Origin of the sequence: Paenibacillus sp. Soil750 (assembly GCF_001428045.1) — a bacterium.
In the GTDB taxonomy this organism is placed as follows: Bacteria; Bacillota; Bacilli; order Paenibacillales; family NBRC-103111; genus Paenibacillus_E; species Paenibacillus_E allorhizoplanae.
The window spans coordinates 103,973-125,574 of record NZ_LMSD01000012.1 but is presented as its reverse complement, the minus strand read 5'-3'; the positions used below and the strand labels follow the sequence as shown (position 1 = coordinate 125,574).

The window sequence follows — 21,602 nt, the reverse complement described above, 5'->3', positions numbered from 1 at the left end:
GGATTGAGACATAAACGCTAAGGGTATACTGCTATGCATATCGGATGCTAGCGGGAGTGTGATCTCATGTCCAAGGAACCAGAGACAGAACCATATGAACAGTTATTTTTGCGCTTTTCTGCGAAAGTAGAGAAGATCATTATTAGAGCTGTAATTTTCGTTATTATATTACTAGTTTGTGTACAAGCATTACTTCAAAATGCGTATATTCGCAAGCATTTCACACGTGTCGAGCCACTCGAAGGGCAACCATATATCGTACCGGAACATCCCTTAAGAGAACGCTCATAAGCGCATGAAATCAAGGTAGGATAGAACCCAAGTTTTGCATATGACCATGTTGTGTGGTATAATTTCTAGTAATTAGCAGGCAAGTGCCTGCTTTTTTGTTCGTAAGGTACTGTGAAGTATTGTTAGGAGGAACAGCAGCTTGGATAAGTTCAATATTGCCATAGATGGTCCTGCTGGAGCCGGTAAAAGCACCATAGCACGGCTAGTTGCCGGTGCACTTGGTTTCATTTACGTGGATACAGGAGCCATGTATCGAGCAGTAACGTGGAAAGTACAGCAAGAAGGGCTGCTACCTGAGCAAGAAACAGAAGTGGCTGCGTTAGCCAATCGAATGCAGATTGAGCTCATCCCTGGAGATGAAGGGCAACAGGTCATCGTAGATGGTGTTGATGTGACGAAAGCGATTCGTTCAACGGATGTAACGACACATGTTTCACAAATTGCCAGCTATGGCGCTGTACGTCATTTGTTAGTTGCGCTACAGCAGCAAATGACTGTTTCCAAAGGCGTAGTCATGGACGGCCGTGACATTGGTACACATGTCATGCCAGATGCAGAGATCAAGGTTTTCTTAACCGCGAGTGTGAAGGAACGTGCTGAGCGCCGATTCAAGGAATTAGAAAACAGTGGTACGAATACACTGACTCTTTCCGAATTGGAGCAGGATATCGCACGTCGCGATCAATTCGATGAGGCGAGGGAAATTTCACCACTGCGTAGGGCGCATGATGCCGTGTTGATGGACAGTACATCAATGACGATTGAAGAAGTAGTGGAAGAAATTCTTGGACTTTGCAAGGACAAAGTCGGAGGTGGCAAATAAAGATGCTATATCGCATCGGAAGAGCCTTATTTCGATTTATTTTCACCGTTTTTTTCCGAATGCGTGCTATCGGCATGGAAAATGTTCCAACGCAAGGGGCAGTTGTTTTGTGTGGTAATCATACTAGCTTCTTAGACCCACCATTCTTAGGTTCACCACTGCGCCGCAAGGTGCATTTCATGGCCAAGGCGGAGCTGTTTGATATACCAGTACTTGGGTCTATCATATCTAAAGTAGGCGCATTCCCAGTTAAACGCGGAGGCGTAAGCAGAGAGTCGATTCGACTTGCTGTACAGCTGCTGCGTGATGGCAATATGCTAGGTGTTTTTCCTGAAGGATCTAGAAGCAATGCGGGTGGAATGGGGAAGAAAGGCGCTGCTAGTCTTGCATTGAAGTCGGGCGCGGCAGTTGTTCCGGTAGCTATCGTAGGTACCTACTCACTATTCCGTCGTATGACGATCGTTTACGGTAAACCACTTGATATGAGCGCTTATGAAGGCGGTAGTTCAGAGGATCTGGAGCAGGCGACGGAAGCGATTATGAAAGAAATTCGCCGACTACATACAGTTACTAGTAAAGCATAAGCAGAAATGTATGGAATCGAAAGCTTGGAATTATACTAACCATAAAGTGATTTGAACTTATTATTGTGTTTGAAACAGAGTAGGAGCTTGACTGCTGCTTTGTGACTTATAAATTATTTTTGTTGGTTGTAAATAGAGGAGGCTAATCTCATGTCAGATGAAGTAAAAGTTGAAGATCAATCACAGGAAGCTCAAGAAACGGCCGTATCACAAGCAGAAGCAGAGCACGCGCTTAACAATGTTGCTGTGTTGAAGAAAGGCGCTACGGTAAAAGGCAAAATCGTTAAAGTAGACGCTGATCAAGCTTTCGTGGATATCGGTTACAAATACGATGGCGTCATCCCAGTTCGTGAGCTTTCTTCCGTAAGCTTGAACGATGCTGCGCAAGCAGTCGAGCTTGGTCAAGAAGTAGAATTGAAGATCGTTTCCATCAACGATGCAAAAGAAACGTTGGTATTGTCCAAACGTGTTGTTGACAACGAGAAAGCTTGGGAAACGCTACAAGGACAACTTGAGAGCAAAGAAATTATCGAAGCAGCTGTTGCTGAGGTTGTTAAAGGCGGATTAGTTGTGGATATTGGTGTACGTGGATTCGTACCTGCTTCCATGGTTGAGCGTCAATTCGTTGAAGATTTCTCTTCCTACAAAGGCCGCACATTGCGTCTTCGTGTGAAAGAAATTGATCGCGAGAAAAACAAAGTCATCCTTTCCCAAAAAGATATTTTGGATGAAGAGTTCGAAACAAACAAAAAGAAAATCATCGAAGGTCTTCAAGTTGGTCAAGTACTAGATGGTACTGTACAACGTTTGACACAATTCGGTGCATTTGTTGACATCGGTGGTATTGATGGACTTGTTCATATTTCTGAACTTGCTTGGCAGCATGTTGAACAAGCTTCTGATGTTGTTAAAGAAGGAGACAAAGTTAAGGTGCAAATCCTTAAATTGGATCCATCCAATGACAAAATCAGCTTGAGCATCAAAGCTACGCAAGATGGTCCTTGGTCAAATGTTGAGCGTGATTTCAAAGCTGGTGATATCGTAACAGGTACAGTTAAACGTCTTGCAGCTTTCGGTGCATTCGTTGAAGTGGCACCAGGTGTTGAGGGGCTTGTTCACATTTCCCAAATCGCACACCGTCACATCGGTACTCCGCATGAAGTTTTGAAAGAAGGTCAAGAAGTACAAGTGAAAATCTTGGAAATCAACCTTGCTGAGAAACGCGTTAGCTTAAGCATTAAAGATACAGAAGATGCTCCTGAAGCACCTGCTGGTGCAGCGGCTCCGTCATCAGCTGGCAAGCCAGATAGAGAAAGACAACCGCGTGGTGATCGTGACCGTGGTAACAGCGCTAGTCACCAAAAAGAAATTGCTGGTAACGAAAACGTATCCCTAAGCAATCAAGGTTTGTCCATGACACTTGGTGAGCGTTTCGGAGATAAACTGGCTAAATTCAAAAAATAAATAGATCCAATTTCTAGGGAGGTTACAGAAATGCGCATCTCACGCAAAATGGAGCATGTCCATTATGCGCTGGAGCTTGGTCAAACTCGTCAACAAGGGTTGGCGGATATCAAGCTTGTGCATAACTGTCTTCCTGAGACTTCGACGGATCATATTGCTTTAACAACAACAATCGGCGATCTCACTATGAGTTCGCCGATTTTAATTAATGCAATGACCGGCGGCGCTCACGAGACAGAGAGCATTAATCGCGAATTGGCCATACTCGCGCGGGAGAAAGGTTTGCCTATGGCTGTTGGCTCCCAGATGTCAGCTATTAAGAATAGCGAAGTGGCATCCAGCTATGAAGTGGTGCGACGCGAGAATCCGAAGGGTATCATCTTTGCTAATTTGGGGAGTGAAGCCACAACGGAACAAGCATTACGTGCGGTAGAGATGATAGAAGCGAATGCGCTTCAAATCCATTTGAACGTTATGCAAGAACTGATTATGCCAGAAGGTGATCGCAGCTTCGTAGGCATGCTTGGACGCATTGAAAGCATTGTTCGTCACACGCCTGTACCGGTAATTGTGAAAGAGGTAGGCTTTGGCATTTCGCGTGATAATGCGAAGCAGCTAAGAGATGTTGGTGTTCAGGTACTCGATGTGGGAGGCTCAGGTGGCACGAATTTTGCTGCTATTGAAAATGCGAGACGATCTGCTGCATTAGATTGGCTGAATGATTGGGGTACACCGACAAGTATGACTTTATTAGAAGCCCTATCTGTTTATCCGTGGGGTTCTATTATTGCGTCAGGAGGCATTACAAATGCATTGGAAGCGGCGAAAGCACTTACCTTAGGCGCATCGGCAGTGGGTATGGCAGGCGCATTTCTGAAGGTATTGCGTGTAGATGGTGTAGATGCACTTCACGATTATGCAGAAGAACTTCACCAAGGACTCATTTTAATTATGACGGCATTAGGAGCTAATTCGATTCAAGCCCTTACAAGGTGTCCAGTTGTCATCGTTGGAGATACCGCGGAATGGTGTCGAACGAGAGGCATTGACTTAACTTCATACGCAGAGCGAACTATTCAGAGTAAATAATCAAATTATTGCCATACTAAGGATCAGGCAGATCTCCCTTATTATTCACTTGAGGGGGAGCCTGAAGATCCGTAAAGCACATTGATGACAGAGGATGTCATCGATAGCTACGCAGGCTAGGTGGTTTGATTATGAATGCTGGTTATCTGTCGCTTATTCTCCTTTGCATCACGTTGATCTTGCTCGCCAGCGGCTGGAAGGAGCTGTACATCCGAAGTATATCGCATAAAGGCATGCTTCTTTTTTTTGCCTCTTGGCTGATCGGATCGCGAGTTACCGTAACGATACAACATGTACATATTCAACTTGTTTATGTTGTTGTACTAACGATTGCCTTTAGTATTCTTTATGTGACACAAGGTTTTATACATAAGCTACATCTGCTTTCCATAGGACTTCTGATCGGTTCACTCCACTTTCTATTTCAACAACTGCTAGAAATGGACCCTATTCTTATTATTCGTAATTCAGAATGGCAGACTGCTCTGTTAATTGCCATCGTGGCCGTAGTTGTTCAGCGCAATGCATGGGAACAAATTGCAGCCATTTCGATCGGATATTTGATCGGGGATATGTATCAAGCGAGTATTCACGAAGTTGACGGCTTTCATCAGTTGGGTATGGCTACGTTTCAAGATCAATGGTGGTTGTCTATTTTTACAGCAAGAACATTAACGATTGTAGTACAAGCTGCATACAGTGGTTGCCGAACCGTCGTGAGAAGCTGGTTAAACCGCAGGGAGGGCGACTAAGCAATGGATATAACTTGGTTACATACACATCGGTATACCATTGGGATTGTCATTGGTGTCATTTTTGGCATTTTGTCGCGAATCAATATGCTGCGAACGGATTATCGGCAGTATCCAACGTATCCACATGGCAAAATTATTCATGTCTCGCTCGGTGTGATCGCTGCAGGTCTTGGAGCGGTTGCTGTTCCAGCATTGTTGGATAAAAACTACACGGCAGTCACGTTTCTTTCTTTAGCGGCACAACAATTTAGAGATGTGCGCAATATGGAAAGACAGAGCTTAACGAAAGTGGACGAGTTAGAACTTGTCCCCCGAGGAGCGGCCTATATCGAAGGGATTGCGATGGTATTCGAAGGCCGTAATTATTTGGTCATTATGACAGCTTTTTTGGCTTCCTTTTTTAGTATATTAGGAGCTTGGTACTGGGGGATAGTTGCTGGATTAATCTCAATCTGGCTTGCAAATTTCTTTAAATCGGGCAGCAAATTAGGGGACATCGCTGATATTGAACCCGTTGATATTCATATGGATGGGCCTGATGTTTCGGTGGGTTCTATTTATATCATGAACGTAGGACTTAGGGATTCGCGTGAAAAAATAATGAAATATGGTCAAGGATTTCTAATTAAGCCGAAAAATCGTAATGCCCGTGTATCGATTTCTCATGTCGGACAGCGGCAAGCTATTATGTATGATATGTCCACTTTGTTCGGCGTGTATCGTGATGAGGGTGAGCCTTCCTTACGACCCATGGCTAAATTGGACCTAGACTCAGGGACGATCGGTTTACTCTTACTTTTGCAGGAAAATGACAAAGAGAAAACATACACTGCCCTTCATCGTGTACCTGTTCTTGAAAGTGCTGTGCGCATGCCTTCCGAAGCTGGTGTAAATAAAAAGAAGGAGGGGTAAGGCCCTTATGTCGCAAATTCTCGCGATCGTGACATTGTCGAAAGACCGTATTGCTGGCGGTGCGCCAATCTTTGTGGTTGAAGGTGAAGAGGAGATGCAGAGAACCGCATTCTCTTTGGAGAAAATGTTAGACGCGAATGCCCATGATTTGAAAAATGGTACGATGATTCTGGTGAAACATTCCTGATTATCCGGTGGAAGGGCGTATATTTAATAGAAGTCTCAAAAGAGATTAGCCAAGGCGCCTCTTTTTTGTTATGATGTAAGTTGCGTAATTTTCCATGTATGATCATGGAATCCGAAGGAGAGATGTAAATTGGCTAGACCCGTACTTGCAATTGTAGGCCGACCTAATGTCGGAAAATCCACCATTTTTAATCGAATCGTAGGCGATCGTATGGCGATCGTAGAAGATAAACCAGGTGTCACGCGAGATCGTTTATATGGTGTTGGTGAATGGCTTAATACATCGTTTAGTGTCATTGATACAGGCGGTATTGAAATTGACGGCGAAGACGTAATTCTGAAATCTGTTCGTGTTCAAGCTGAGCTTGCTATTGAAGAAGCGGATGTCATCGTGTTCATGGTTGACGCGAAGGCGGGTGTAACCCCATCGGATGAGGAAGTAGCGCAGCTACTATTCCGTTCCAAGAAGCCAGTTGTCTTGGCAGTAAATAAAGTAGATAATTTGGCACGTCAAGATGATATCTATGAATTCTATTCTCTTGGTTTTGGTGATCCTGTAGGGATTTCGGGTTCGCATGGAATTGGGATTGGCGATCTTCTTGAGGTCGTATGTAACTTATTCCCTGACAAAACGGATGAGGAGTATGGCGAAGAAGTTGTTAAATTCGCATTGATTGGTCGTCCAAACGTCGGGAAATCGTCAATGACAAATGCGATTCTTGGTGAAGAGCGAGTCATTGTGAGCGACGTTGCAGGTACAACACGTGATGCGATCGATACACCTTTTGAGCGTGATGGACAGAAGTTCGTTATTATTGATACAGCTGGTATGCGTAAACGTGGCAAAGTTTATGAGAACACTGAGAAATACAGCGTTATGCGGGCAATGAAAGCTATTGAACGAGCAGATGTGGTGCTTGTTGTAATTGATGGACAAGAAGGTATTATTGACCAAGATAAACACATTGCAGGCTATGCGCATGAAGCAGGAAAAGCGATTGTCATTGTCGTAAATAAATGGGATATCGTTGAGAAAGATGATAAGACGATGCAACATTTCACGACGACGATTCGCGATCATTTCTTGTTCTTGAGCTATGCACCAATTGTGTTTGTATCTGCGAAAACAACACAGCGACTTCATAAACTGCTGCCTGTTATCGTACAAGTGGCTGAGAATCATGCCTTGCGTGTACAAACGCATCTCCTGAATGATGTTGTTTCCGATGCGGTTGCATACAACCCGCCGCCAACGGACAAAGGGAAGCGTCTGCGCATTAACTATGTGACGCAAGTAGCCGTTAAGCCGCCTGTGTTCGTACTCTTCGTGAATGAGCCAGAGCTTATGCATTTCTCATACGAACGTTATTTGGATAACAAAATCCGTGCTGCATTCGGCTTTGAAGGAACGCCCATTCGCATCTTGAGCCGTAGAAAAACTTCGGACAAAGAATAGGAGATGTTGTACATTGCTTTCGATAATAACAATTGTAGTGGGCTATTTACTAGGATCCATCAGCTTTAGTTATTTATTCGGAAAATGGTTCAAGGGAATTGATATCCGTAAGCACGGCAGTGGGAACGCGGGGGCAACGAATACGCTCCGCGTTCTGGGGAAGGGGCCAGCAATCCTCGTCCTGCTGCTGGATGCCTTGAAAGGCGTCGTAGCTGTCTTACTGGGGGTCTGGGCTGCTCCGGGACCTGATGATATCTGGATTTCTGTTTTGTGTGGATTAGCAGCCATTGTAGGGCATAATTGGCCTGTGTTTTTCGGCTTCCGCGGTGGTAAAGGCATTGCAACCACCATTGGAGTCATGGCAACACTTTGTTTTGTCCCTACCTTGATTGCAGGCTTAACAGCCATCGTCATCATCGCTATCACACGATTCGTTTCGCTCGGCTCCCTTATTCTTACAGCACTCTTACCTTTTCTAATTTGGGGAATGGACCGTCCGTTACCTGTTTTGTGGATAAGCATTTTGCTTTGTGCTTTTGCCTTCTTACGTCACCGGACAAATATCGTGAAACTTATTCAAGGTAAAGAAAACAAGCTGGGCCAGAAAAGAGCCTAACGAAAAACAACTACGCGTAGGAGGAGAAACCGTGACACAAAAAGTATCGGTCCTTGTAGCTGGAAGTTGGGGGACGGCACTCGCCTCGGTATTGGCGGATAATGGGAAAGAAGTCCTTCTATGGTCTCGTAACGAAGAACAAGTGGTAGAAATTAACGAACATCACACGAATGGCCGTTTTCTCAAAGACATATCGCTATCTCCTTCGATCATAGCGACCCATTCTTTGCAAGAAGCTGTACAAGATGCGGATGCGATAATTATGGTCGTTCCATCTTCAGGCATGCGTGAGGTTGCTTCACGAATTCGTCCATTTTTGAAGAAAGATACACTTATTATTCATGCGACCAAGGGTTTTGAAACAGGGACACTTAAGCGTATGACAGAGGTGCTCGCGGACGAGCTCCCCGAGATGGATTCGAAGCGATTCGTGGTCCTTTCTGGACCAAGTCATGCAGAAGAAGTTATTTGCAAAATGCCGACAACTGTCGTTGTCGCTGCAGAGGATCTAGAAGCCGCTGAGGCTGCTCAAGACCTGCTTATTACACGATATTTCCGTGTGTATACGAATCCGGATGTAACAGGTGTTGAGGTAGGTGGCGCGCTGAAAAATATCATTGGACTTGGGGCAGGGCTAACCGATGGTTTAGATTTCGGTGATAATGCGAAGGCGGCACTTGTTACTCGAGGGCTCGCGGAAATCACGCGACTAGGTACTGCAATGGGGGCGAACCCTCTTACCTTTGCTGGATTAGCTGGAATTGGTGATTTGATCGCTACCTGTACAAGTAAACATAGTAGAAACTGGCGAGCAGGCAACAAATTGGCCAAAGGGATTCTATTAGAAGATGTGCTCAAAGAGATGGGAATGGTTGTTGAAGGCGTGAAAACGACGAAAGCAGCCTATGACCTGGCGAAGCGATATGAAGTCACCATGCCAATTACGAATGAATTACATAACGTTTTATTTGAAGGGAAGTCTCCACAACTTGCAGCCGGTGATCTTATGGGACGTGTGCGTACACACGAAATGGAAGAATTACCGATGACAAGGTGAACAAAAGGTTGGAGATAGCCTACACCAGTTCTTCTCCGCACTCATACTATACCCTATCAGGATTTCTCATTAGCTTAGGGTACAGGAGGCGGCACAATTGGCGAATAAAGATATGTCGAAGGACGTATTAAGTGTGGTCAAGAAGAAGACGGGCAAATCCGTTACAGCTAAAGATATCGAAAAAATTGCAAGTGGAGTGAAACCTTCTACCATGCAGAGTGAAGTTCAATTAAGAGCTCTCATTAAACAGGTTTCTGGATTAGTGAATGTCAAGGTGTCTGAAGAAACGATTAATGATATCGTTCAAGCCGTTAAAAGCAGTAAACTTGATACCAATAATATGCAGCAATTGATGAGCATGATGCTGGGTAAGAAATAAGAAGCATGAAGGGGTTCATCCCCTTTATGCTTTTTTCTCATTCTGTGCTATACTTACATGTGTTTCATTTTCGCGATTTTTACATAAGGAGTTTTTCATATGTCACCTTTAGACAAAATGTGGGCCTCATTCGTGGCCATGGGACTGATGGTTGTTGCGTCATTCCTGATCTCGTATGCACGTACAAGAACATCTGGCGTATGGCGCGGAGTGCTGTCTTTTATTGCTTTTTTAATGTTTATTCCTATCTTACTTTTTATGTTATCTTCGTTGTTTTAACCAACCGGAGGGGAAATCATCATGTTAGAACTGAAAACACGTAAAACGCAGATAAAACTAACGCCCGAGACGGGATTAACCATTCTGGACCATGCTTTGAAGGCAGATGTGGATTGGGGATTCTCGTGTACGCGAGGAACCTGCGCGAGATGTCGCTGTTACGTTGCAGAAGGGCGTGAGCTGCTCGCAGAGGCTTCTGAAGCGGAAGAGGATCGACTAGAGCCAGAGGAGCTTGCACAAGGCTATCGTCTAGCCTGTCAATGCGTAGTAAAACAAGTGGGAACGATTTCCGTTACGCACAAGCCTTATTTTTAAAAAATTACTGCCTGAAAGGTGTGGGCATGATGAAACTGCTGGAGCCACTACTCCCGTCGATTTCGACTATTCATACTCGGTTACAGCAAGCCCATAACGTTCAATGGCTGATTGGCGGAAGCTGTGGCTTACTCCTGCATAACGTCGATATTGGAAGAACTCCCAGAGATTTGGATATTTATATCGATCTGAAGGATGTTCACACGGTACATAAGTTGCTGCAGACTTACGCAATTGATAACCCAGAATTTAGTGAAACACCTATATATGCTTCGATGCTGAGTCATTATCGGATTGATGGACATGCCATTGAGGTTGTTGGTGATTTTAAAGTCAAGGCGCTCGGATCCTTGTATCATGTTGAAGTCAATTACTTGTTTGAGAACTATTACAGTTCTGCCTCCATTGAGGAGTGGAAAGTTCCAGTTATGCCGTTAGCGCATGAATTTCTCTTTAATGTTCTGCGAAATCGGCCCGATCGCTATGAACCGATTCTAAGAACGATGCAAGAACATCCTGACAAACATATGCAGGCTTTGAGTGATTTGATGAACCGTAATCAGTGGGGTCATGAATTTCAAGTGAAGATGAACGAATTGCTAGATTGGAACCGGTGACGATGATGAGTGTATTTGATGTTCATTTTTGGCCAGATAATAAAAAAATTAAAGTAAGACCAGGCACAACCTTGTTGGACGCTGGTAATAAAGCCAAAGTTCATATAAGAACGCGTTGCGGAGCAAAGGCCGCTTGTTTAATGTGTAAAGTAAAGGTAGGCGACCAAAGTGGTCTAGCCCCTCTGAATACGAATGAACGGTTGAAGCTTGGCTCCCTAGTAGATGAGGGGGTTCGTCTTGCCTGCCAAGCACGAGTTACAGGTGATGTGGAAGTAAACATTCCGGAGGATCCCTTAAAGGCAGCAATTCGAGCTCAGCTAGCTAGACAAGCGGAGGATGACGATTTCATTTAGACAAGATAGGATGGTTGAATAGTGAAAGTAAAACGACAACGAACCCAAGGTAGAAGCTTGCTTCTGGCACTCATCTTGGTTATTTTGCTTACAGGCTGCGCGTATCCACAAGAACTACGGAAAGAGAATCAGATTAATCCTGCAGAATTTATTACCGTGGTGGGGCAAGCTGTTGATACCTATCATGAGAAAACAGGTGTACTTCCCATTAAAAATAGTGAGATGACAACACCACTCTATGAGAAGTATGTGATTGATTTTCCAAAACTTAAAAAAACGAATCTGCTCAGTACTGTTCCCGCGAACGCATTTGAAAGCGGAGGTGTCTTCATCTATGTACTCGTTGATGCCGAAACGAAGCCTACGGTGAAGTTAATGGACCTTTCCGCCTATCAAAGTGTGGAAGATGTGCAGAAGAAAGTGAATGATTACATAGCGAAACATGGTGGTAATATGCCACAAGGGGTCGCCATTAATGATGCTTTTGCCTATGTAGATTTCAAATTGATAGGGATGAAAGAACCGGATATTAAATCTGTGTATAATCGAAAAAATGCCATTACGTACATTTTAAACAAGCAGACTGGAGAAGTAGCCATTGATTATGCAATGGATATCAACACGTTCATTAAGAATAATGCTTTAGAGAATTCCTTGAAACCGGATCAAGATTTGAGGCAGATTCTTGTAGATAAATCCTATTTCGTGCCGATTCGGAGCGTTTCCTATACCTGGAAAGATAATCAACCTATGCCACAGAATTGAAAATGAGCTAACCTCTTACCCATGTGTAAGAGGTTTTTTTGTCTTTATAGAATAAGCGCAACGGACTGATCATATATTCTTTCGAAAGCCGTATGTGCTTCATAAAATATGAGCGAAAAAAAGTTGAAACGCATCTATCATATTTCTATCGAAAGTACATATATTTTTACTAGTCCAAATGAATGTACGAGTAGTCAATTGTTACCGTCACTAGCGTCAGTTGACGACCAAACTGTAGGAGGGATTCTCTTGGAGAAAGTGGATATCTTTAAGGACATTGCAGAACGAACGGGAGGGGACATTTACCTGGGGGTTGTCGGAGCAGTCCGGACAGGGAAATCAACCTTTATAAAGCGTTTTGTGGAATCTGTAGTGCTGCCGAACATTCAAAGCGAAGCGGATAGGATCCGGGCTACCGATGAACTCCCGCAGAGCGCTGCTGGCCGCACGATTATGACAACGGAGCCGAAATTCGTACCGAATACGGCGGTTCAAATTTCTGTGGCTGAAGGACTGAACGTCAATGTCCGCCTTGTTGATTGTGTCGGGTATGCAGTCGATGGCGCCAAAGGCTATGAAGACGAGAACGGACCTCGGATGATCAATACACCATGGTTCGATGAGCCGATTCCTTTTCAAGAAGCGGCTGAGATCGGAACACGGAAAGTCATTCAAGAGCACTCCACACTGGGTGTTGTGGTTACGACAGATGGCACGATCTCGGATATCCCGCGGTCTTCCTATGTATTGGCAGAGGAAAGAGTTATTAATGAACTCAAAGAGGTCGGGAAGCCGTTCATTGTGATCATAAACTCTCAGAAGCCAAACAGTGAGCCTGCACTTGAGCTGCGTAGCGAGCTGCAAAGCCGCTATGATGTTCCAGTTGTAACAATGAGTGTAGCTAGCGCTGGAGAAGAAGAAATGGTCTCCGTGCTTCGTGAAGTCCTGTATGAGTTCCCGGTTCATGAAGTGAATGTGAACTTGCCTAGCTGGGTAATGGTTCTAGATGAGAATCATTGGCTGCGGACACAGTTCGAAGCATCCGTTCGCGATACGGTACAGGATATCAGACGCTTACGCGATGTTGATCGAGTTGTCAGCCAATTTGCTGAATATGAGTTTATCGATAAGGCTGCATTAGCAGGGCTGAATATGGGGCAGGGTGTGGCAGAGATTGATCTCTTTGCACCTGATGAACTCTATGATCGTATTCTCGTCGAGGTCGTTGGTGTTGAGATTCGCGGAAAGGATCATCTTCTCCAGCTTATGCAGGACTTCACACATGCGAAGAGGGAATATGATCAATTCGCTGAGGCTCTTGAGATGGTCAAAACAACCGGGTATGGGATAGCGCCTCCTACACTTGCTGAGATGGCATTAGATGAGCCTGAGTTAATCCGTCAAGGCTCCAGATTCGGCGTACGTCTAAGAGCAACTGCGCCTTCGATTCATATGATTCGAGTGGATGTAGAATCCGAATTCTCACCAATCATCGGAACTGAAAAGCAAAGTGAAGAGCTTGTACGTTATCTCATGCAGGATTTTGAGGATAATCCGCTCAAGATTTGGGAGTCCGATATTTTCGGAAGATCACTGCATTCGATTGTGCGAGAAGGCATACAAGGCAAGCTTGCCCAAATGCCAGACAATGCGAGATACAAACTTCAAGAAACGCTTGGACGTATTATTAACGAAGGCTCTGGAGGCTTAATCGCCATTATATTGTAAGAAAATGTGGACAAAAAACACTCGAAAGGGTGTTTTTTGTCGTTTAATAGCGGAAAGACCCACATAAAATGGAAATAGATACTTGAAATTGCTCCCTGAGTGTATTACTATGAATTTATTCGTCTGCTTTCAAAGTTCATTTTGCTTAGAAAATCAACGATTTTTCAGAAGTTTATGTATAATTTCTAGGAAAACGGTGAAAACAGGAAGTAACGGTAGTGAGAAATTTTGGGGGGAGGTGAATGGCATGAATAAATCTGAATTGATCAACAAAGTTGCGGAAACATCTGAGCTTTCCAAGAAAGACGCAACGAAAGCAGTAGATGCTGTTTTTGATGCAATTTCTGAAGCATTGCAAGGTGGAGATAAAGTGCAATTGGTTGGATTTGGTAACTTCGAAGTTCGTGAACGTTCTGCTCGTAAAGGACGCAATCCACAGACTGGTGGAGAAATTGATATCCCAGCAAGCAAAATCCCAGCTTTCAAACCTGGTAAAGCACTTAAAGATGGCATTCAATAATTTGTATTTATACATAGGATTGAACGTTACATAATTATAAAGCCGTGGCCGCTAAATGCGGGTAACGGCTTTATTTGTTTTGCCTGAAAATGGCTTTACAATTTAATATTCTCCTACTATACTAACAAAAGTGAATGCGTTATTTTTGGCTGTAAACGTAACGGGGTATGGCGCAGCCTGGTAGCGCGCACCCTTGGGGTGGGTGAGGTCGCACGTTCGAATCGTGTTACTCCGATTATGACAGAGACATCGGTGTTCGATGTCTTTTTCTAATGCCAAGAAACGAAGCGAGTTAACATTCATAGGATTGAATCTCTTGGATTACGTAGGGGGTACAGGGTTGACTAAATTGAAGTTGAATGAGCTGATTAAGTCACTGGATTGGACAATGTTCGGAATAATTGCTTCTATTTTCTTGATTTGGCGAATTGGTACGGTGGGCAACTGGAGTACAGAATGTTGGATATTACTGTGTATCTGTTTATTAGGCGTGCGGAAGGATCAGATCGATGTAGATTGGAAACGCTTTTTTCTATTCGGCATTCCCCTATTAGGTGTTTTTTATTATTTTTATGGGACAGGCAATGGATTTTGGTGGAAAATTGCAAACTGGATGTTTGAAAATAATCGCCACCCCTGGCGCTGGGATAGCTATATGAACGCAATCCCGTTGAATTCGGGAGGTTGGGCAAGGTGGATCTCAACACCATTTTTGGATAGAGCTATGGTATGGGTGTATAACTATGGCTTTGTGCTTTCGCTTTGGATCTGTATTGTTCGCAGTTTCTGGACACGTAGTATTAAGAAAATGTTGTCATACGCGCTTTCAGGGCATATGCTGCAATTTCCGCTTATCTTGCCTTTTTATAATTTGATCCTGCTTCATGAAGTATGGTATGTAAATAAGCAGCCTGATTTACTTCATCGTGTGTTTGCAGATGAAAACTCCTTATTAGTAGCAGTTATGAATTGCTTTCCTAGTATGCATACGTCCATTTCGTTTGCCATGCTGCTACTTGCACTTCGGGAGAAGGATCGTATCTTCAAATATATGATGGTCACGTATTGTTCGGCTATTATATTTTCGACGCTGTATTTACAAATTCATTGGCTGATCGATGTGATCGCAGGCATGTTATTTGCCTATGGAACCGTTAAATTGACGGATTTTCTTATTCGCGTAGGATCCACGCATGCATTGCCAGCGAAGTTCAAACAATTTTATCGGAAACGCGCAACAACATCAGCCCCTTCTGAATTAACTATCTAGTACATGTTGACTTCCGGTTACTTTTTTTGGCATCATTAGGTAAGGTATGAAGGTTAGGGAAGAACGGAGGATGGATATGGAACAATCGAATAAATCAGATCAGTCAAATTCGAACGGTAACGAGTATTTCGTGATTAAAGCGAAAGATAATGGGGTTCATGTGATTGGATTAACACGTGGACAAGACACACGTTTTCATCATACAGAGAAGCTAGACAAGGGTGAGGTTATGATTGCTCAGTTCACTGAGCATACATCCGCGGTTAAAGTAAGAGGCAAAGCTTTGATTATGACCAAGTTTGGCACGATCGATACAGAAGAATAAAAGCGTATCCCAATAAACGGCTACAACGTCCATCTTGAACGGGGCGAAGTGTTTGTCATGAATTACATCCATGTTATCGTGTGTAACAATTGCATACATATATTTGAGAAAAGCAGGCATAGCCTGCTTTTTTTCTATGTACAATGGTGTATAGGACTTGTTTATTTGGATAACCTGTCGGTTATTTGGCTCCTGCATATGCTTAGGGGGTGTAGATTGTGAAATGGTCAATGCGTATTGTGATCACATTAGGGATTTCGGTTGTTGTTGCGATTAGTCTATCCATGTTACCAAAGCTGGATCTTTCTTCAGGCTTAGGATCTGCCTACACGTGGTCCAATAATAGAGGGGGACAGCTCACCGAAAATAACTTGGCAGATCTTCTAGTTCAAATTCCACTGCAGCTTCGAATACGGAAAGTAGAACTAAGTACGTCGCGGTTGTCACTCGATTTAAGTTTACCCAAAAATGCGGAGACGATTGCGGTTTATCGTGATTTGTATACAATTGCACAGACCATGCTAGTTAAAACCAAAAATGTCGATCAGGTGTGGGTACGTATTATTGACTATTCCGGCTCGGCCGATACAACCTCAACTCAGCTTGTCTTGGCTATGGTTGCTCAACGTGAATTTAGCGAAGATATGGAGAAGAAGCCGTCAGAGCTTAGTTTAATTCAATTGGAGCAAGAGCTTCAGAACCGATTTCGCATCACGTATACCTCCAAATGGCAACAAAAGTATCCACTATAATTTATTGTGCTTCTATTAACGTGTTATGCTATAATAATTTGGATTGAGACATCCAGTTTCATTAAATGATATTTGGCATACGGTTACGGAGGCTTTTGCATGAATTCTTATCGGATCCCTGAGATCGCTAAACAGTACACGCAGTATGATATGATCCAAATTCACACAGACTTGCCCGATTTTCCCGAGTTGCGCACACGTCTGTTGTTTGCATTCTTGAATGAAAATAACAAACTAAGCTCATTAAGTGAATTATTTACTTTAGCAACAGCACTTGTGCAGCTAGGACTCGATACTCATGATCTTGTGACAGTGTCCAATGAAGTCAAGGAGAAGAAAGCATCAAGATCGAGGCAGTTAAAAGTGCTTGCAGGAGATTACTTTAGTGCGAGATTTTATCATCTACTTGCTAAAACAGGGCAGATCGATATGATTAAGCAACTTTCGAATGCGATCTGTGAAGTCAATCGGTTAAAGATGAGCAGCTACACGAAAATGAAACAGCTGAAAATGACGGCAGAAGATTACATTCACCTCACGGTGGAAATTAAATCTCAGCTTTTTTTGTCTTTTTCAGAAGTTATGAATGGTGCGAACAAACAAGCATGGCCTGAAATTCTGAGAGGCTTTGTGAGATGTGAGCTGTTGTTCACAGAAATTTTCCGGATTGAAACCATTTCTAAGTTCAGGGGCAGTTGGGGTTATTGGCATATTAACCAGAACGGCACACGAGAAGAGCGGAAGCAATTACAAGGTGAAGAGGTTGATACAACGAAGGTTCGTACACTTCTACATAAATACAATATATCTTCACAGTTGTATCAATTGCTGAACATTCAAACGAAGCAATTGCAGGACTTTGTAAAGAAGCTTGAATCGGATAGGCTACAAAGTGAACTCTTTCACATGGGAGAGCCCTTTTTACGATTTGCTGGGGAGCATCCTAAAGTGTTAGAAGAAATTTAAGGGGACCTGGGAAATGAGTGTAAGCAATACGAGTAATGAAAATAAAAAAGCGAAAAGTAAAGAAGAATTTGTACATGGTGTTTTTGAAAGCATCGCACCTAAATATGACTTGATGAACAATATCATTAGTTTTAATCGTCACAAAGCATGGCGTAAATTTGCAATGAAGAAGATGAATGTACAGCCTGGGGCTACAGCCATAGATTTATGTTGTGGAACTTGTGACTGGACCATTAGTCTTGCTCAAGCTAGTAAAACAGGGAAAATGGTTGGATTGGATTTCAGCCAAAATATGTTGGATATTGGTGCCGAGAAAATAAAACAACAGCACTTAGATCAGCAGGTCGAGTTAATTCAAGGAAATGCGATGAGTCTTCCGTTTGACGACAATACGTTTGACTTTGCTACAATCGGGTTTGCCTTGCGTAATGTTCCCGATCTTGAACAAGTCATTCGAGAAATGCAACGTGTCGTTAAGCCCGGAGGGCTAGTTGTGTCTTTAGAGCTATCCAAGCCAACATGGCAGCCATTTAAGTCTATCTATTATGTATATTTCCGACATATCATGCCGTTCCTCGGCAAATTGATTGTTAAGAAATATGAGCAATATAAGTGGTTACCGGAATCATTAATTTCGTTTCCAGATCATAAGCAACTCGCGGCCATCTTCTCGAAGAATGGTTTAGATCACGTACAGGCCCATCCACTCTTTGGTGGTGTGGCGGCGCTACATGTAGGGACAAAAGGTAATAAGAAATCAGGAGTGTAATTCACATATGTTTACTAAATTAAAGATTTTTCTCGAAATGATTAAATTCGAACACAGTGTGTTTGCTTTGCCATTTGCCTTCATGGGGGCTATTCTTGGTTCCGTTGTATGGCAGGGACATTTGCCTAGCTGGGCACAAATCGGTTGGATCACCTTAGCTATGGTGGGGGCACGCACTGCCGCGATGGCATTGAATCGTGTAATTGACCAAGCCATTGACAAACGTAATCCAAGAACTGAGAATCGAGCAATTCCTGCTGGACTCATTTCAATACCGCAAGTTATTCTCTATATCATCATCTCGTTTGCAGTTCTTTTTTGGGCAACCTATCACTTAAGTGCATTGTCCATGAAGCTTCTACCCATTGCAGTGTTCTTTCTTGTGATTTATTCCTATACCAAAAGGTTTACTTGGACATGCCATTTCGTACTGGGCTTGACGTTGGGACTTGCTCCTCTTGGCGGTTGGATTGCGGTTACTGGTCAATTTACTTGGTCATCGATCATCTTTTTCCTTACGGTTGCTTGCTGGAGTGCAGGTTTCGATCTCATTTATGCTTGCCAGGATGCCGAGTTTGATCGCAAAGAAGGGTTGCACTCATTGCCAAGTCGCTTTGGCATTAAAGCAGCACTACTAACAGCACGAGTACTGCATGTCTTAACCGCAATCGGTTTAGTCTCCTTATTTTTCATCACACATCTGAGTTGGTTGTATTTGGTGGGGCTAGTTATTGCTTATATATTGTTGTTTAAAGAACATAGGCTCGTTACACCGCAGGATTTGTCCAAATTAAACACGGCTTTCTTCACGATGAATGGCGTATTGAGTTTAGTCATGTTTACTTTCACATTGCTTGATGTCCTAGTGAGTAAGCACTCATGAGCAGCGGGAACTGGGTTGTTGGAATTTCGGGTGCGAGTGGAGCCATCTACGGCGTACGATTATGTGAAGTATTGTTGGATCTTGGGTTAGATGTGCATCTTATAATTACAGATGCAGGTTGGCGTGTGCTGCAGGATGAACATGACTGGAGTGCAACAAAACGTCAAGAGGTGCTTGAGAAGCACTTCGGTGGACGAGCAGGTTCGTATGAATATCATCCCGTAGCGAATATTGGTGCGACCGTGGCAAGTGGTTCTTTTCGAACCAGAGGGATGGTTGTGATTCCGTGCTCGATGGGAACACTATCTGGCATTGCGCATGGTTCATCTGATAACTTGCTTGAGCGTACCGCGGACGTCATGCTAAAAGAAGGAAGAAAATTAATTCTGGTGCCAAGGGAAACACCTTTGCATGCTATACATTTAGAAAATATGCTTACCCTAACAAGAATGGGTGTGCGAATGATACCGGCTATGCCAGCCTTCTATAATCGTCCGCGCTCAATCGATGAGATGGTTGACTTTTTGGTAGGTAAAGTGATGGATAGCATGGAGATTGATCATTCCTTGTACCGTAGATGGGGAGATATTGATGAGCAACCTAGACCCTAAAATCCGAATAGGTCGAATCAACTATACAAACGTGTGGCCGATCTATTATTATTTCCCTGAGCTGATGAATAGTTCAGAAGTCGATATTATTGAACAGGTACCCACATCTCTTAATAAAGCTATGGCTGAAGGCCAAATTGATATGGGACCCATTTCTTCTTTTTCATACGGTCAATTTTTTGAGGATTATATGCTTTTCCCGGATCTATCCGTTAGCTCCTATGGCGAAGTCAACTCGATTCTTCTTTTCCATGACAAACCATTACGAGAAATCGTGAACGGGAAAATCATTCTGCCTACGACGTCTGCGACATCTGTAAATTTACTTAAAATTATTCTAGAAAAATTTTATAATGGTAAACCGACGTACGAATATGCGAAGCCAAATCTAGACCAAATGATGGAGGGAGCAGATGCTGCTCTTCTCATTGGGGATGACGCCATTAAGGAAAGCTGGCGGAATCAAAAGTACATGATTACGGACCTCGGTCAAGAATGGGCCAAATGGACGGGGAAATGGATGACGTTCGCTGTCTGGGCGATCCGTAAAGAAACGATTCGTGCCTATCCAGAGCTTGTAACTACTATTTTTGAAGCATTTAAGGCAAGTAAGGAAAAGGCTCATCGGGAGCCAAAGTATATGATTGAAGAGGCACAAGCTACTGTTGGTGGCACTTCCGACTATTGGCATCATTATTTTCATACATTGTGTTATGATTTCGCGGCTGAGCAGTGGGATGGACTTCATTCGTACTATCAGTACTGTTTCGAACTTGGTTTCTTACCGAAGCCAGTTCAGATTGGCATTTGGGAAGAAACTAAAGTGGCACGGGTGACCGAATGAAAAATTTGTTGGATATATATGCAAGGAAAAGAAAAGATATTTCAGCGATAGAGAAAGAGCTGGAAGAGAGTGTGAATAACGATCACTCTTTGTTAAGAGAAACTTCGATCCACCTACTTAAAGCGGGAGGGAAACGGATTAGACCCGTTTTCGTTCTTCTTTCTGGTGAATTTGGTCATTATGAACTCCAAACGATGAAAAACGTAGCAGTGCCATTAGAGCTTATTCACATGGCTTCTCTTGTGCATGATGATGTTATTGACGATGCGAACACACGACGTGGTCAATTGACGGTTCGTTCCAAATGGGATAATCGCATTGCGATGTTTACAGGGGATTATATTTTTGCAAGAGCGCTAGGTGTGATTACTCAGATTCCGGATCCGAGAATTCACCAGATCATGTCAAAAGCAATTGTTGAAATGTCCATTGGAGAAATGGAGCAAATTCGTTTTTTCTTTCATTCCGAGCAAACCATACGTGACTATTTACTTCGCATTCGACGCAAAACTGCGTTATTAATAGCAATCTCTTGTCAATTGGGGGCGATGGCTTCAGGCGCTCCTGACTGGTTAAGCACTAAGTTGTATAATTTTGGTTATAATGTAGGTATGGCCTTCCAAATCAGGGATGATATTCTGGATTTAACAGGCACCGAAAAACAGATCGGGAAACCACCTGGAAGTGACGTCAAGCAAGGGAATATTACGTTGCCGGTGATCTTGACCCTGCAAGATCCAGCTTTAAAGCCAATGATATTGACAGAACTTGATCGAATACATAAACTGGATGGACAAACGGATGTAAGTCGATTCTTAGAAATGATTCGAGGCAGTGCTGGCATTAAGGAAGCCGATCGACTTTCCCAGGTATATATCGATAAGGCGATTTCGTCATTAGACACATTGCCGGATAACCAAGCGAAGAAAGATCTCATCGAAATCGCTCATTTTATCGGGAATCGATCGTATTAACCAGTTTTCTGACGAAAAC

The 21,602-nt window shown here is 43.3% G+C and carries 28 protein-coding genes and 1 tRNA gene; all 29 read left to right on the top strand.

Annotation, left to right across the window (positions count from 1 at the left end; genetic code table 11):
• The first annotated feature begins 66 nt into the window (after window positions 1-66).
• The 29 genes from ASL11_RS12870 (at window position 67) to ASL11_RS12730 (ending at window position 21,583) form a co-directional block, all read left to right on the top strand.
• Window positions 67-291, top strand: coding sequence for a hypothetical protein (locus ASL11_RS12870; protein WP_056614449.1), 225 nt, complete (start codon window positions 67-69; stop codon window positions 289-291).
• A gap of 139 nt (window positions 292-430) precedes the next feature.
• Window positions 431-1,114 (top strand): (d)CMP kinase, encoded by a 684-nt coding sequence (gene cmk / locus ASL11_RS12865; protein WP_056614445.1) that lies wholly within the window; start codon window positions 431-433, stop codon window positions 1,112-1,114.
• A gap of 2 nt (window positions 1,115-1,116) precedes the next feature.
• The gene (locus ASL11_RS12860; RefSeq protein WP_056614442.1) at window positions 1,117-1,698 is read left to right on the top strand and encodes a lysophospholipid acyltransferase family protein; all 582 of its coding nucleotides are present in this window, start codon (window positions 1,117-1,119) and stop codon (window positions 1,696-1,698) included.
• Window positions 1,699-1,848: 150 nt separating this feature from the next.
• Window positions 1,849-3,162, top strand: coding sequence for a 30S ribosomal protein S1 (rpsA, locus tag ASL11_RS12855; RefSeq protein WP_056614440.1), 1,314 nt, complete (start codon window positions 1,849-1,851; stop codon window positions 3,160-3,162).
• 30 nt (window positions 3,163-3,192) lie between these two features.
• Window positions 3,193-4,251: a type 2 isopentenyl-diphosphate Delta-isomerase gene (gene fni, locus ASL11_RS12850; RefSeq protein WP_056614438.1), complete on the top strand. Its 1,059-nt coding sequence runs from the start codon at window positions 3,193-3,195 to the stop codon at window positions 4,249-4,251.
• A 131-nt stretch (window positions 4,252-4,382) separates the two neighbouring features.
• Entirely contained in the window at window positions 4,383-5,003 is a 621-nt protein-coding gene (locus tag ASL11_RS12845; RefSeq protein WP_056614435.1) for a YphA family membrane protein, read from the top strand.
• Between the two features lie 3 nt (window positions 5,004-5,006).
• On the top strand, window positions 5,007-5,918 hold the full coding sequence (locus tag ASL11_RS12840; RefSeq protein ID WP_056614432.1) for a YIEGIA family protein: 912 nt from the start codon (window positions 5,007-5,009) through the stop codon (window positions 5,916-5,918).
• A gap of 7 nt (window positions 5,919-5,925) precedes the next feature.
• Window positions 5,926-6,105: a capping complex subunit for YIEGIA gene (locus ASL11_RS12835; protein ID WP_056614430.1), complete on the top strand. Its 180-nt coding sequence runs from the start codon at window positions 5,926-5,928 to the stop codon at window positions 6,103-6,105.
• A 129-nt stretch (window positions 6,106-6,234) separates the two neighbouring features.
• Complete coding sequence (gene der / locus ASL11_RS12830; RefSeq protein ID WP_056614428.1) at window positions 6,235-7,560, top strand: ribosome biogenesis GTPase Der; 1,326 nt, start codon at window positions 6,235-6,237, stop codon at window positions 7,558-7,560.
• A gap of 13 nt (window positions 7,561-7,573) precedes the next feature.
• Window positions 7,574-8,176: a glycerol-3-phosphate 1-O-acyltransferase PlsY gene (gene plsY / locus ASL11_RS12825; protein ID WP_056614425.1), complete on the top strand. Its 603-nt coding sequence runs from the start codon at window positions 7,574-7,576 to the stop codon at window positions 8,174-8,176.
• A 31-nt stretch (window positions 8,177-8,207) separates the two neighbouring features.
• Window positions 8,208-9,233 (top strand): NAD(P)H-dependent glycerol-3-phosphate dehydrogenase, encoded by a 1,026-nt coding sequence (locus tag ASL11_RS12820; RefSeq protein ID WP_056614423.1) that lies wholly within the window; start codon window positions 8,208-8,210, stop codon window positions 9,231-9,233.
• Window positions 9,234-9,345: 112 nt separating this feature from the next.
• The gene (locus ASL11_RS12815) at window positions 9,346-9,612 is read left to right on the top strand and encodes a stage VI sporulation protein F (RefSeq protein ID WP_056616963.1); all 267 of its coding nucleotides are present in this window, start codon (window positions 9,346-9,348) and stop codon (window positions 9,610-9,612) included.
• 99 nt (window positions 9,613-9,711) lie between these two features.
• A complete protein-coding gene (locus ASL11_RS12810) occupies window positions 9,712-9,891 on the top strand; it encodes a DUF2768 family protein (RefSeq protein WP_056614420.1) in 180 nt (59 codons plus the stop codon).
• Window positions 9,892-9,912: 21 nt separating this feature from the next.
• Entirely contained in the window at window positions 9,913-10,206 is a 294-nt protein-coding gene (locus ASL11_RS12805; protein ID WP_056614418.1) for a 2Fe-2S iron-sulfur cluster-binding protein, read from the top strand.
• Window positions 10,207-10,232: 26 nt separating this feature from the next.
• Entirely contained in the window at window positions 10,233-10,823 is a 591-nt protein-coding gene (locus ASL11_RS12800) for a nucleotidyltransferase domain-containing protein (RefSeq protein WP_157256919.1), read from the top strand.
• A 2-nt stretch (window positions 10,824-10,825) separates the two neighbouring features.
• Entirely contained in the window at window positions 10,826-11,176 is a 351-nt protein-coding gene (locus ASL11_RS12795) for a 2Fe-2S iron-sulfur cluster-binding protein (protein WP_436244598.1), read from the top strand.
• A 21-nt stretch (window positions 11,177-11,197) separates the two neighbouring features.
• Window positions 11,198-11,941: a hypothetical protein gene (locus ASL11_RS12790; protein ID WP_235550465.1), complete on the top strand. Its 744-nt coding sequence runs from the start codon at window positions 11,198-11,200 to the stop codon at window positions 11,939-11,941.
• A 249-nt stretch (window positions 11,942-12,190) separates the two neighbouring features.
• Window positions 12,191-13,669, top strand: a complete 1,479-nt coding sequence (gene spoIVA / locus ASL11_RS12785; RefSeq protein ID WP_056614411.1) for a stage IV sporulation protein A — start codon at window positions 12,191-12,193, stop codon at window positions 13,667-13,669.
• Between the two features lie 247 nt (window positions 13,670-13,916).
• On the top strand, window positions 13,917-14,189 hold the full coding sequence (locus tag ASL11_RS12780; RefSeq protein ID WP_056614405.1) for an HU family DNA-binding protein: 273 nt from the start codon (window positions 13,917-13,919) through the stop codon (window positions 14,187-14,189).
• Window positions 14,190-14,350: 161 nt separating this feature from the next.
• Window positions 14,351-14,424 (top strand) — tRNA-Pro (locus tag ASL11_RS12775).
• A 105-nt stretch (window positions 14,425-14,529) separates the two neighbouring features.
• Window positions 14,530-15,459 (top strand): phosphatase PAP2 family protein, encoded by a 930-nt coding sequence (locus ASL11_RS12770; RefSeq protein ID WP_056614402.1) that lies wholly within the window; start codon window positions 14,530-14,532, stop codon window positions 15,457-15,459.
• Window positions 15,460-15,535: 76 nt separating this feature from the next.
• Window positions 15,536-15,784, top strand: a complete 249-nt coding sequence (gene mtrB / locus ASL11_RS12765) for a trp RNA-binding attenuation protein MtrB (RefSeq protein ID WP_056614396.1) — start codon at window positions 15,536-15,538, stop codon at window positions 15,782-15,784.
• 218 nt (window positions 15,785-16,002) lie between these two features.
• Window positions 16,003-16,536 carry a hypothetical protein gene (locus ASL11_RS12760; protein WP_056614393.1) on the top strand — a complete coding sequence of 178 codons (534 nt, stop codon included), beginning with the start codon at window positions 16,003-16,005 and terminating at the stop codon, window positions 16,534-16,536.
• A 99-nt stretch (window positions 16,537-16,635) separates the two neighbouring features.
• On the top strand, window positions 16,636-17,502 hold the full coding sequence (locus ASL11_RS12755) for a heptaprenyl diphosphate synthase component 1 (RefSeq protein ID WP_056614384.1): 867 nt from the start codon (window positions 16,636-16,638) through the stop codon (window positions 17,500-17,502).
• Between the two features lie 13 nt (window positions 17,503-17,515).
• The gene (locus ASL11_RS12750; RefSeq protein ID WP_056614382.1) at window positions 17,516-18,271 is read left to right on the top strand and encodes a demethylmenaquinone methyltransferase; all 756 of its coding nucleotides are present in this window, start codon (window positions 17,516-17,518) and stop codon (window positions 18,269-18,271) included.
• A 7-nt stretch (window positions 18,272-18,278) separates the two neighbouring features.
• The gene (locus ASL11_RS12745; RefSeq protein ID WP_056614378.1) at window positions 18,279-19,154 is read left to right on the top strand and encodes a UbiA-like polyprenyltransferase; all 876 of its coding nucleotides are present in this window, start codon (window positions 18,279-18,281) and stop codon (window positions 19,152-19,154) included.
• Entirely contained in the window at window positions 19,151-19,765 is a 615-nt protein-coding gene (locus ASL11_RS12740; RefSeq protein WP_056614374.1) for a UbiX family flavin prenyltransferase, read from the top strand. The genes ASL11_RS12745 and ASL11_RS12740 overlap by 4 nt, the downstream gene beginning before the upstream one ends.
• Window positions 19,746-20,609, top strand: coding sequence for a menaquinone biosynthetic enzyme MqnA/MqnD family protein (locus ASL11_RS12735; RefSeq protein WP_056614373.1), 864 nt, complete (start codon window positions 19,746-19,748; stop codon window positions 20,607-20,609). The genes ASL11_RS12740 and ASL11_RS12735 overlap by 20 nt, the downstream gene beginning before the upstream one ends.
• Window positions 20,606-21,583, top strand: coding sequence for a polyprenyl synthetase family protein (locus ASL11_RS12730; RefSeq protein ID WP_056614370.1), 978 nt, complete (start codon window positions 20,606-20,608; stop codon window positions 21,581-21,583). Before ASL11_RS12735 ends, ASL11_RS12730 begins: the two co-directional genes overlap by 4 nt.
• Window positions 21,584-21,602: the final 19 nt, after the last annotated feature.